The 12,042-nt window shown below is 65.1% G+C and carries 10 protein-coding genes and 1 tRNA gene; 5 read left to right on the forward strand and 6 right to left on the reverse strand.

Annotation, left to right across the window (positions count from 1 at the left end; translation table 11 throughout):
- Positions 1 to 94 precede the first annotated feature (94 nt).
- Both CV023_RS01960 and CV023_RS01965 read left to right on the forward strand, forming a co-directional pair.
- Positions 95 to 1,234 carry a YlbL family protein gene (locus CV023_RS01960; protein ID WP_230743790.1) on the forward strand — a complete coding sequence of 380 codons (1,140 nt, stop codon included), beginning with the start codon at positions 95 to 97 and terminating at the stop codon, positions 1,232 to 1,234.
- Positions 1,234 to 4,248 (forward strand): UPF0182 family membrane protein, encoded by a 3,015-nt coding sequence (locus tag CV023_RS01965; protein WP_230743791.1) that lies wholly within the window; start codon positions 1,234 to 1,236, stop codon positions 4,246 to 4,248. The genes CV023_RS01960 and CV023_RS01965 overlap by 1 nt, the downstream gene beginning before the upstream one ends.
- A 443-nt stretch (positions 4,249 to 4,691) precedes the next feature.
- Here CV023_RS01965 and CV023_RS01970 read toward each other — a convergent pair.
- Positions 4,692 to 4,768 (reverse strand) — tRNA-Met (locus tag CV023_RS01970).
- A 231-nt stretch (positions 4,769 to 4,999) separates the two neighbouring features.
- Here CV023_RS01970 and CV023_RS01975 point away from each other — a divergent pair.
- Positions 5,000 to 5,548, forward strand: a complete 549-nt coding sequence (locus tag CV023_RS01975) for a YceI family protein (RefSeq protein ID WP_230743792.1) — start codon at positions 5,000 to 5,002, stop codon at positions 5,546 to 5,548.
- Positions 5,549 to 5,883: 335 nt separating this feature from the next.
- Here CV023_RS01975 and CV023_RS01980 read toward each other — a convergent pair whose 3' ends face one another.
- The 5 genes from CV023_RS01980 to CV023_RS02000 all read right to left on the reverse strand — a co-directional run bounded on the left by CV023_RS01980 (position 5,884) and on the right by CV023_RS02000 (position 10,900).
- Entirely contained in the window at positions 5,884 to 7,152 is a 1,269-nt protein-coding gene (locus CV023_RS01980; RefSeq protein ID WP_230743793.1) for an aminotransferase class I/II-fold pyridoxal phosphate-dependent enzyme, read from the reverse strand.
- 65 nt (positions 7,153 to 7,217) lie between these two features.
- Positions 7,218 to 8,012 carry a histidinol-phosphatase gene (hisN, locus tag CV023_RS01985; RefSeq protein ID WP_230743794.1) on the reverse strand — a complete coding sequence of 265 codons (795 nt, stop codon included), beginning with the start codon at positions 8,010 to 8,012 and terminating at the stop codon, positions 7,218 to 7,220.
- Between the two features lie 9 nt (positions 8,013 to 8,021).
- Positions 8,022 to 9,071 (reverse strand): ribosome small subunit-dependent GTPase A, encoded by a 1,050-nt coding sequence (gene rsgA, locus CV023_RS01990; RefSeq protein ID WP_230743795.1) that lies wholly within the window; start codon positions 9,069 to 9,071, stop codon positions 8,022 to 8,024.
- Between the two features lies 1 nt (position 9,072).
- Entirely contained in the window at positions 9,073 to 10,416 is a 1,344-nt protein-coding gene (gene aroA / locus CV023_RS01995; RefSeq protein ID WP_230743796.1) for a 3-phosphoshikimate 1-carboxyvinyltransferase, read from the reverse strand.
- Positions 10,403 to 10,900: a DoxX family protein gene (locus CV023_RS02000; RefSeq protein WP_230743797.1), complete on the reverse strand. Its 498-nt coding sequence runs from the start codon at positions 10,898 to 10,900 to the stop codon at positions 10,403 to 10,405. Before CV023_RS02000 ends, aroA begins: the two co-directional genes overlap by 14 nt.
- Positions 10,901 to 11,093: 193 nt before the next feature.
- On the opposite strand from CV023_RS02000, the gene CV023_RS02005 reads away from it, so the two are divergent.
- Entirely contained in the window at positions 11,094 to 11,702 is a 609-nt protein-coding gene (locus CV023_RS02005) for a sigma-70 family RNA polymerase sigma factor (RefSeq protein ID WP_230743798.1), read from the forward strand.
- Positions 11,699 to 11,974 carry a mycothiol system anti-sigma-R factor gene (rsrA, locus tag CV023_RS02010; RefSeq protein ID WP_230743799.1) on the forward strand — a complete coding sequence of 92 codons (276 nt, stop codon included), beginning with the start codon at positions 11,699 to 11,701 and terminating at the stop codon, positions 11,972 to 11,974. The genes CV023_RS02005 and rsrA overlap by 4 nt, the downstream gene beginning before the upstream one ends.
- Positions 11,975 to 12,042 lie beyond the last annotated feature (68 nt).

The following is a 12,042-nucleotide window of genomic DNA, read 5'->3' on the forward strand; positions in this document are numbered from 1 at the left end:
GTTTCGCACGATGTTCGCACCGGGCGAAAGGACTCTGTGAATCTCACGGTCAGGTTTCAACTAGACTGGTGGGGCGGTGCAGCGAAAGGAATACATGACAGAGAATGCCCCTCGGGCCGTGCCCGTGCCAGAAGCATCGTCACGTGGTGCGACTCGACGACGTTCTCCACGTCTGACCGCGACCTCAGGTGTCCTCACCTACGTCCTCATCGCGCTTGCCGTGCTCTTGCCGGTTCCGTACATGCTCCAGCTGCCGGGTCCGGTTTTCAATACTCTCGGCGACTATCAGGGCAAGCCCATGATCAGCGTCTCCGGAGCCAAGACCTATCCCACGGATGGCCGGATCGACATGCTCACCGTCGCCGTCAGCGGCGGGCCGGGGCGTGACACCTACGCCTCCCAGGCGCTCGGCGCCCTGCTCCGGGGGAAGGAGACGGTCATTCCCACCGAGGCCTATTACCCCCTGGACACCACACGGGAAGACGTCACCGAATCCAATGCGGTCGAGATGTCCTCAAGTCAGGATGTCGCCGTCGCCGCCGCGATGGAGCAGCTCGACAAGCCCTATGAGGTGCACCTGCTCGTCGACGAGGTGCTCCCGGATTCGCCGGCCGAGGGTCAGCTGCGCAAGGGGGATCGGATCATCTCCGTCAACGGCACGAAGCTCGATTCCGATCCGGCTGCGGCGCAGATGATGAGTCAGACCGTCCAGAAATCGAAGTCCGTCGACCTCGTCGTCGACCGCGACGGCGAAGACACCGACGTCTCCCTGACACCTGCGAACATCGAGGGCAGGCAGGCGATCGGGATCAACATGAAACAGGGCTTCGACTTTCCCGTCGACGTGAAGTTCAACGTCGAGGGCATCGGCGGTCCCTCCGCCGGCACCATGTTCGCCCTCGCGATCGTCGACGAACTCACGCCGGGCGCCATGACCGGCGGCAAACACGTGGCCGGAACGGGAGAGATCGATCCTTCCGGCAAAGTCAGCCCCATCGGCGGGGCACGACAGAAGGTGGCGGCCTCGACCGAGCAGGGAGCGACGCTGTTCATGTCGCCCGCAGAGAACTGCGAAGAGGTCATGGCCGCCGCAGACCAGTCCAAAATCACGGTGACGCGCATCGACACCCTCGATGACGCGCAGAACGCCGTGGAGCAGTACGCCGCCGGTCACACTTCGGAGCTTCCGAAGTGCCCGACCGGTGGTGCCGACACCAATGAGAAAGGGCAGTAGTGAGCACTTCGTCCTCACCCACCTCCGCACGCATGCCGGCGAATCGGCCCAGACGTTCGCCGCTGCTGCTCACGCTGGTATCCGTCGCGATCCTGCTGGTCGCATTCATCGCGTTCACCCAGGTCTATACCGAGATCCTGTGGTTCGAGCAGATCGGTGCCTCCCAGGTGTTCCGCACCATGTGGGTCACTCGCGGTCTGACCTTCCTGGCCGGCTTCATTATCATGGCCGTCCCGGTCTGGCTGAGCCTGCACCTGGCGTTCCGCAACCGACCGGTCTACGCGCCGACGACACCGCGGCAGGAGAACCTCGACCGCTACCGTGAGGCGATCGAGCCGCTGCGCAGGGTTGCGACCCTGGCCATCCCGGCCGTGGTCGGCGTGCTCGCCGGCATCACCGCCTCGGCGCACTGGAACACGGTCCTCGAATGGATCAACTCCTCGTCCTTCGGGTCGAAGGATCCGGAATTCGGGATGGATAAGTCGTTCTTCGTCTTCATCCTTCCCGGACTGCGCCTGATCGGCGACCAGCTGGGCATGGCGCTCCTGCTCTCGCTCATCGCCGCGGTCGTCGGTCACTACCTCTTCGGGGGCATCCGTCCCGGAGAGCAGAAGGGCGTGACGCTGACGAAGACCGCCCAGTGGCAGCTGGGCATCACCGTGGCCGTGCTCATCCTCGTCCAGGCCGGCCGTCTCTGGCTCTCCCGCTACGAGCGCCTGACCGCGACCGGCGGCATCGTCCCCGGCGTCACCTACACCGACGACCATGCGGCACTGCCGGCCATGGCGATCGTCGCGATCGCCTCGGTGCTGGTCGCCCTGCTCTTCGTCTACACGGCGTGGAAGGGCAACTGGCGGATCTCGATCATCGCGACCCTCACCCTCATCGTGATGGGCGGAATCTCGATCATCGCCTATCCCGCGCTGATCCAGCAGTTCCAAGTCGGTCCCTCGCAGCAGAGTCTCGAGTCCGAGTACATTCAGCACAACATCGATGCCACGCGTGAGGCTTTCGGCTTCGACGATATCGAGGTCACTCCCTATGAGCCGAGCACGAGCGGTGAGAAGGGAGCCCTGCGTGAGGACGCGGAGACCGCGGCCTCGATCCGACTGCTCGATCCGAACCTCGTCTCGGACACGTTCCGACAGCTGCAGCAGGTGCGGCCCTACTACTCCTTCCCGCAGCAGCTCGACGTCGATCGCTACGACATCGACGGGCAGATGCGCGATACCGTCATCGCCGTGCGTGAGCTTGCTCCGAGTTCGGTGAACAGCCAGAGCTGGTACAACCGGGCGATCGTCTACACCCACGGATTCGGTGTGGTCGCCGCCAACGGCAACCAGCGCAACCCTGACGGCGAGCCGACGTTCATGGAATCGGACATTCCGCCCAAGGGAGACTTCCCGGACTACGAACCGCGGGTGTACTTCGGTGAGAGTTCACCGGACTATTCGATCGTCGGTGCCGAGGACGGTGCGACCCCGCGCGAGCTCGACTACCCCTCTGACGAGGACAGCGGCTCCGGCCAGGTCAACAACACCTTCACCGGCGACGGCGGTCCGTCCATCGGCGGCCTGTTCAACCGACTTGCCTTCGCCCTGAAATACCAGGACGAGCAGATCCTGCTCTCGGACGCGGTCAACGACAATTCGCAGATCCTCTTCGATCGCCACCCGCGTGAGCGCATCGAGAAGCTGGCTCCGTTCCTCAAGATCGACGGCGACCCCTACCCGGCGGTCGTCGACGGCAAGATCAAATGGATCCTCGACGGCTACACCACGGCCGAGGACTACCCGTACTCGACTCCGCAGCCGCTGCAGGAGGCGACGGAGGACTCGACGACCGCCACGGCGCCGAACTCGGTCGCCACACTGCCGGATGACGAGGTCAACTACATCCGGAACTCGGTCAAGATCACCGTCGACGCCTACGACGGCAGTGTCGACATGTACCAGTGGGACAAGGACGATCCGGTTCTCAAGACCTGGATGAAGATCTTCCCCGACCTGATCAAGCCGGCTTCCGAGATGTCCAGTGAACTGATGAGCCACGTGCGCTATCCCGAGGATCTGTTCAAGGTTCAGCGCGATCTGCTCACCCAGTATCACGTGAGCTCCGCCAGTGAGTTCTACACCGGTCAGGACTTCTGGACCCTGCCGACGGATCCGACGAAGAGCGCGAACAGCGGACTGACTCAGCCGCCGTTCTACATGACTCTGCAGATGCCGGGACAGCAGTCGCCGTCGTTCTCACTGACGAGCTCCTATATTCCGGCTCGCTCCTCCGAGGGACAGTCGCGGAACAACCTCACCGGCTTCCTCTCGGCCGATGCGGATGCGGGCGGCACGAAGGGTGAGGTCGCCGAGAACTACGGCAAGCTCAGGCTGCTGCAGCTGCCGCGCAACACGACTGTGCCCGGTCCCGGGCAGGCGCAGAACAACTTCAACACCGCTCCTGACGTCCAGCGCAGCCTCAACCTGTTGCGACAGGGTGAGTCCGAGGTGCAGAACGGCAACCTGCTGACTCTTCCCGTCGGTGGGGGACTGCTCTACGTGCAGCCGGTGTATGTGCGCTCTGCCGGTGAGACCTCCTACCCGCTGCTCCAGCACGTCCTGGTCGCCTTCGGTGAGGACATCGGATTCGCTCCGACCCTCGATGAGGCTCTCGACCAGGTCTTCGGCGGTGACTCCGGTGCCCAGGCCGGTGACGCCGGCACCGAGGACAGCGGAAACGGCGAATCGGGCTCCTCGAGCAGCGGAGACGAGTCCGGTGACTCGGGCGGCGCCTCTGACAACAAGGGCCTCAACGACGCCCTGCAGGAGGCGAAGAAGGCCATGGAGGACTCCGACGCCGCGCTGAAGGACGGTGACTTCGAGGAGTACGGAAAGGCTCAGGAGCGCCTGAAGAACGCGATCGACGATGCGGTGGAAGCCGATCCCTCGATCGCCGAGGATGGGGCTTCGGCTCCGGCCTCCGCGCCTGCCGATGAGGCAGGAGACGGCGGAGGCAACTGAGGCCACGCGACGGCGCGGTCGGCTGAGTCGTTGAGACTACGCCGCCCGTGCCGGTGAGCCATCACCGCAAAACGGCTGACGCTCCCGGGAGATTGTTCCCGGGAGCGTCAGCCGTTTCTCGTGCAGTGTGGGGGAGGGAAGGCGATCACGTGGGCTATCACGTTTGGCGGAGGCTGCTCACCTGCAGGGGCGGCTGCTGACGTGCAGGCGAGGCTTCCGGCGTGCGGTGAGGTTTCTGACGGGCATGGGGCGTAGGAAGCGATGTCCTGGCGATTGTTCGGCTGCTTCCGAGCAGAATCAGAGCGGATTCTGCTCGGAAGCAGCCGAACAATCCCGGGCCAAGGGGTCTTCGCGGGCGGGTCTACGCGGGTGGGACCGGAATGTAGGCGATGTGAATGAGATGAACCCCCAGCCAGATGAACTGACTGGGGGTTCTGCCACTTTGGTGGCGGGGGGAGGATTTGAACCTCCGACCTCCGGGTTATGAGCCCGGCGAGCTACCGAACTGCTCCACCCCGCGGCGTGTTCTTAACTTTACACGAGCGTAATCAGACATTCCAAACCGGTGACCAGTGACCTTTGCCACACGGTCACCTCGGGTTCACCTGCCGGTTGCAGAGAGGGGAGCAGGATAGGTGCTGAAGGCCAGGGTTTCCGCTCAATCAAGAAAGATCGTCCCGACACTTGCGTGTGATTGAAAACTAAACTATAGTCGCTTCTGTACTTCAAATTTCAACCAAAAGGAGAAATCATGTCTGCTCTGCCCAAGGGACTCACCGCCGGAACCTGGAACATCGACCCGGTGCACTCCGAGTTCACCTTCACCGCTCGTCACGCCGGCGTCTCGAAGGTCCGCGGCCAGTTCGAAGAGATCGGCGGAGTGGTCACCGTCGCTGAGAACCTCGAGGACAGCTCGGTCTCCGCCGAGGCTGTGGTCGACTCGATCACGACCCGCAACGAACAGCGCGACGGCCACCTCAAGAGCGGTGACTTCTTCCAGGCAGATCAGCACCCCAAGCTGACCTTCTCCTCGACCACCGTCAAGGCCGAGTCGGCCGATGAGTTCGAGATCGTCGGCGAGCTCACCATGCGCGGTGTGACCAAGGAAGTCGCCTTCGCCACCGAATTCGGCGGAGTCGCCACCGATCCCAACGGAAACCAGGTCGCCGGCATGTCCGCATCGACCACCGTCAACCGCAAGGACTTCGGCATGGAGTTCGAGGCCGTGCTCGGCGGCGGCGAACTGCTCGTCTCGGACAAGGTCAAGATCGACCTCGAACTCGAGCTCGTCAAGGCCTGAATGTCCCAGCCTCATCGAGGCCTCACCTGATCGTTCCGCCGAACTTAGCTCCGGAGCCCTGATCGCTGCGGCGAACTGAACACTCGCCGCGATGCTGGTCGATCCGCACAGGCGCGAACGGCACAGGTGCGATCGGCACAGGCTCGATCGTCAGAAGGGGTGAAACGCTGATCCAGCGTTTCACCCCTTCTGTCTATTCATCGCCAGCTGCTGTCGTGCCCCCAGCTGCCGTCCTCCGCCGCTGCGCCGCCAGCAACTCCTGTCAGCTCCTGCCGGCCCCCGACAGCCGCCGGAAGCCCCCGACAACCGCCGATGGCTGCTGTCACCCACTCAAGTCACCGAGCGGCCCCGCGCAAGGCGTCGGGCCGCTCGCGCAGCCGTGCTGCCAGTGCCAGGAACAGCTGCGCCCCCTGATCCACGTCGGCCACGGATTTGCAGAAGGAATAGCGGATCGAGGTGCGATAGACCTCGTAGGCCGGACTGCCCTCGCGGCACAGGGCCGGCACGGGGATGCCCACGAGGGAGAACTCGCGGGCCAAGAGATCATTGAGGGCGAAGGCGTCGAGATCGGTCAGAGCCGAGAAGTCGACGACGGTGAAGTAGCCCGCTCCCGGCGTCGAGACATGAGCACCCGGGACCGCCCGGCAGGCCGGCACCAGCACCTCGGCGCGGGCCCGCAGGGAGGCGCGATTCTCCTCGACGAAGCCCGGTCCTTCGGAGAGCATCCGTGCCATACCGATCTGCATCGGTCCACCGGCGGTGAAGGTGAGGAACTGCTTGACTGCCTGGATCGCCTCGCGGACCTCCGGTTCGGCGATCACCCAGCCGATCTTCCATCCCGTGGTGTTCCAGGACTTTCCCGCCGAGGAGACGGTGACCACCCGCGAGGGGTCGGCCACAGCCACTGCCGGCGGCACATGTGAGCGGTCGTCGAGGATGAGCTGCTCGTAGACCTCATCGGTGAGCACCCAGGCATCGACACTTCCAGCCGCTTCGCCGATATGAGCCAGATCGGAGGCGCTGAAGACGAATCCGGTGGGATTGTGCGGGGTGTTGACGAGGATGACGGCAGGTGTGTGCTCAGCGACAGTTCTGTCGAAGAGATCCCAGTCAGGTGCGAAGCCTCCGCCGGCAGTGGGCAGGATCGGCACGGTCACCAGTGAGCCGCCGGCCGCAGTGATCGCGGCCGGATACGAGTCGTAGAAGGGTTCGAAGGCCAGCACCGTCCCGCCCCTGGGCAGCAGCGCGAGGATCGCCGCAGTCAGGCCTTCGGTGGCCCCGGCGGTATAGAGAACCTGCTCGGCCGACACCGACTGTCCGAAGTCACGACGGCGCTGGTCGGCGATGGCGTCGAGCAGCTGCGGAAAGCCCTGACCGGGGGCGTACTGGTTGTATCCCTCCCGCATGGCCGCGGTGGTGGCATCGATGAGCGCGGCCGGTGGTTCTGTGCCTGGGGCACCCTGCCCGAGGTTGACGGCACCGATTTCGCTGGCGAACTTGGTCATCTGCCCGTAGATCGTCTCACCGATCGACCCGTCCGGGTTGGTCAGTCCAGCTGCTTCCGCCATGTCGTGCCACAGCGTGGCCTTCCGGACATCAGGCATGTCATCCCTTTCTGCGGTGGGTGGCAGGCGGTCGTGCGGACTCGACTGCGCACGAACCCGCCGAATCAGTCGGCAGGCCCTGCCGGTTCGATGTGTCCTAAGATGTCGAGGGCTGCCTCGTGAAGTCTGGAGTTGCTGGCCACGGCGTTGCCCCCGAACGGTCCGGGCGCTCCGGCCGTGTTCGTGAAGGTTCCGCCGGCCTCGAGCACGATGGGCACCAAGGCGCCCATATCGTAGAGAGCCAGCTCGGGCTCGCAGGCCAGATCGACGGCGCCTTCGGCCAGCAGCATGTAGGAGTAGAAGTCACCATAGCCGCGGGTCCGCCACATCGAGGCGCACAGCGTGAGGAACTCCTCGATGATCCCCAGTTCCTTCCACCCGTCCAATGAGGCATAGGACAGGGAGGCATCGCCGAGATCGTCGACCTCGGAGACGTGAATCCGCCTGGCCGGCTGTCCGAGAGCCTGAGCGAACGCTCCTTGGCCGGTCTGCGCCCACCACCGACGCCCGAGGGCCGGGGCCGAGACGAGGCCGAGGACCGGCGTCTCACCGTCGTAGAGGGAGATGAGGGTCGCCCAGATCGGGACGCCGCGGACGAAGTTCTTCGTCCCGTCGATGGGGTCGACGATCCACCGCCTCGGCGAGGTTCCGTGAGAGCCGAATTCCTCACCGAGGACGCTGTCGTCGGGACGGGCCTCGCCGAGGCGGTCCATGATGGCCTGCTCCACGGCTCGGTCGCATTCGGTGACGGGGGTGAGATCGGGTTTGGTCTCGACGGTGAAGTCCTGGGCGATGAAGTGCCGGTGGCTGATGGAATCGGCGAGGTCGGCGAGTTCGGCTGCCAGCTCGAGGTCGTTCATGACATCACCTTATCCAGATGCCGGCAGCAGCCTGCGCAGCGAATCCAATCGTGAGACACCGCCGGGGCCGCCGTGCCCGTCGGCAACCCAATCGTCGAGTCGGCAGCCGGGAGAATCCGCCAGATGCGAACATCCACGTGGACAGTCGGCGGTGGCTTCGACGAGTTCGGGGAACGCCGAGAGCAGGGTCTCCCGGTCGACGTGGGCGAGTCCGAAGTTGCGCACACCGGGAGTGTCGACGAGCCAGCCGCCCCCGTTGAGAGGTAGACAGACCGCCGAGGATGAGGTGTGGCGGCCGCGCCCGGTGACATCGTTGACGTCTCCGGTGGCGCGTTCTGCGGCTGGGACGAGGGCGTTCATCAGGGTTGACTTGCCGACCCCGGAGTGGCCGACGAGGACGCTGAGGTGGCCATTGAGCCGCTCGAAGACGGTGGGGTCGGCGATTTCTCCGTCCTCCGTCAGCCCGGAGGCGACAATGTCGACCCCGGTGGCGGCGAAGCGCTCCGTGATCTCAGCGGCCGATTTCAGGTCGGTCTTCGTGACGATGAGCAGGGGAGTGATGTCGGCGTCGTAGGCGGCCACGAGGGCACGGTCGATGAGTCCGTAGGAGGGCTCGGGGTCGGCGGTCGCGGTGACGATGCCCATGCGGTCGACATTGGCGACGATGACGCGTTCGCTGGGGTCGATGTCATCGGCGCTGCGCCGCAGCAGGGTGCGCCTCTCAGTGATCTCGACGAGGCGGGCCAGCGTGCCGTCGGCACCCGAGGTGTCGCCGACGAGGCGGACGATGTCCCCGGGGACGATGGCCTGCTTGCGCAGATTCGAGGCCCGTACCGCGGTCACCTGGTTCACGTGAGCCGGGTCGGAGCTCTCTGCCGCCCCGGCCGTCGGGAAGCCATCGGCCGAATCGGTGAGGACGACTCGATAGCGACCCCGATCGACGGCGGTGACCAGACCGGTCACCGCCGAGCTGTGCTCAGGGCGGTTCTTCGTCCGCGGTCGTGAACCGCGACGATTCGGGCGCGGGCGATAGTCCTCTTCGCGATAGATCCGGGTCATCTCAGGCGCCGAGGTCGAGCATGGCTTCCCACAGCTGCGTGAACTCGGGCAGCGTCTTGGCCACGGTGGCGGCATTCTCGATCGTCAGTCCGCGATCGCGCAGGCCGAGGACCGCGCCGGCCATGACCATGCGATGGTCATGATAGGTGTGCCAGATGCCGGGACGCAGATCGTTCGAACCGGTGATCGTCAGCGCGTCAGGATGCTCCTCGACGGCGACTCCGATGGCTCCGAGCTCACGTCGCAGCGCTGCGAGGCGGTCGGTCTCGTGACCGCGCAGGTGTCCGATTCCGCGCAGGTGGGAGGTGCCCCTGGCCAGTGCGGCAAGTGCGGCGACCACGGGAGTGAGCTCCCCGACGGCCGAGAGATCGAGATCGACGGCACGCAGGGTCTGCGGCCCACGCACGCGCAGGCCTTCGCGATCGAGCACCGCGGATCCACCGAAGGCCTCGGCGATGGCGCGGAACCCGTCTCCGGCCTGAGTGGTGTGGGCCGGCCAATCACGGATGGTGACTTCGCCGCCGGTGGCCAGTGCCGCGGCTGCGAAGGCGGCGGCATTCGACAGGTCAGGTTCCACGCGCACATCGAGTCCCCGCGGCAGGCCCGGCTCGACGGTCCAATGCTCGGGCGCGGGTTCGGAGACATCGACGCCGGCATCGGCGAGGACCTCGAGGGTCATGTCGACGTGGGTGCGGCTGGGCACGGCGGAGCCGATATTGGCCAGTTCGATGCCCAGCGGCATGACGGGAGCGGCCAGCAGCAGTCCGGAGACGAACTGGCTGGAGGCGCTGGCGTCGATTTCGAGGTGACCGCCGCGCAGCTGCGAGCCGGGGTGGATCCGCAGCGGCAGCCGGTCATCGTCCGAGCTGATCGAAGCGCCGAGGCTGCGAAGGGCCTGGATCGTCACCGACATGGGACGCACGCGAGCCTGCTCGTCGCCGTCGAGGATGACCTCACGGCCTGTGGCTGCGGCCAAGGGCGGAACGAAGCGCATCACAGTTCCGGCCAGACCGCAGTCGATGGTGATCGGGGTGCCGTCGTGATCCGCGCCGGGGGCGGTGTGGGCACCGAAATCGATGGGGTCGATGCGCAGCGTATCGCCGTCCTCCACAATGACAGCACCGAGGGACCGCAGCGCCTCGATCATCAGCAGAGTGTCGCGGCTGCGCAGCCAGCCGCGCAGATCAGAGGCGGATTCGGCCAAGGCAGCCAGAACGAGATAGCGGTTGGTCAGAGATTTGGAACCGGGGACCGTAACTGCTGCAGTGACACCGGAACCGGCGACCGGTGCCAACCAGTCACCGGTTGCCGGTGGTGTGTGCGGGGGAGTGTCAGTCGACGCCAAGAGCGCTCATTGCCTGTTTGGACGTATCCTCGACCGTCGACCACAGATCTTCTGCGGCATGCTGGGTGCGCCACCACAGTCCGGGGCGACCGGCGGTGTCGACGCTGGCCAGGAGTGCGCCGCCGAGCATGGAGGTGCGCAGCAACGTCCGCTCGTTGCGGGCCTTCTTGTCGTCCTTCGACGTCGCCTTCTCGGCAGAGAGGCGCTCACCGACGGTGTCGAGCAAGTAGGTGCCGACGAGGATGGTGGCACTGATGCGGGGGAACCGGCCGATGGCCAGAAGGGAACCCGCGGCGACCTGAGCGGCCCCGGTGGCACGGGCGATGGTCGGCGCATCGAGGGGGATGTCGACCTGCTTGCGAGCCTGAGTCAGCAGGGGACCGATCGAGGCGGCAGCCGCTTCGGGGCGGCGCAGTCGTTCGACGCCGTTGATGATGTAACCGGCGGCCAGCATGGGCCGAGCGATGAATCTGATGGGAGACACTAGGGTCCTTCCTCCGTGGCGGGCATCTCATTGGCAAGCATAACGGTTGTCACGGGAATAGTGGGACCGCGAGGTGGTGTTGACCGGATGAACATATGCAGCGGGCGATCCCCGCCGCCACGTCGTCAGGCAGAAGGAGATGTCTATGAGCGTCACTGCCGTCTTGGAGAGAACGGGCGTACCATTGAGGACGATGACCGAATCAGTCAAAGAAGTCCCCGAAACCGAGGCCGAGCGTTCGGCCCGGTTCGAGCGCGACGCTCTGGAATACCTCAACCAGCTCTACGCCGCGGCCCTCAGGATGACCCGCAATCCTGCCGATGCCGAGGATCTCGTGCAGGAGGCGTATGCGAAGGCCTATGCTGCCTTCCATCAGTACACTCCGGGCACCAATCTCAAGGCGTGGCTCTATCGGATCCTGACGAACACCTTCATCAACAACTATCGGAAGAAGCAGCGCCAGCCGCAGGAGCACGGCAGCGAGGACATCGAGGACTGGCAGATCGCCCAGGCCGCGAGCCACACCTCGTCCGGAGGACGCTCGGCTGAGCTCGAGGCACTCGACCACCTGCCCGACACCGATGTCAAGGAAGCACTGTCGTCGCTGCCGGAGGATTTCCGGATGGTCGTCTACTATGCGGATGTCGAAGGTCTGCCGTACAAGCAGATCGCCGAGATCATGGACACGCCGATCGGCACAGTGATGTCGCGCCTGCACCGTGGACGTCGTCAGTTGCGCGAGATGCTGGCCGACTATGCCGCCGATCGCGGCTTCGGGAAGCATGAAGGAGGTGCGAAATGAGCGGAGACGAATGCTGCGAGAGCGTCCGAGCCGAATCGCTGACTCGCATCTACCATTATCTCGACGGTGAGCTGACGACGACCGAGATCCGCGAGATCTCGATTCACCTCGATCATTGCCCCTCGTGCCATGACGAGTACGAGATCGAAGCACTCCTCAAGGAACTCGTGCGCAGGTCCTGTTCTCGTGAGCAGGCTCCGATGGGACTCCGGGAGAAGATCCGACAGCGGATCGCCGCGGAGCAGTCCCAGTCCATCTGGCCCGGCAACTGAGCCAGACGGGCAACTGAGCCGGCCGAGCAACTGACCCGACAACTGAACTGGCCGGCAACTCAGCCGGA

Source organism: Brevibacterium sp. CCUG 69071, assembly GCF_021023135.1.
Taxonomy (GTDB): Bacteria; Actinomycetota; Actinomycetes; order Actinomycetales; family Brevibacteriaceae; genus Brevibacterium.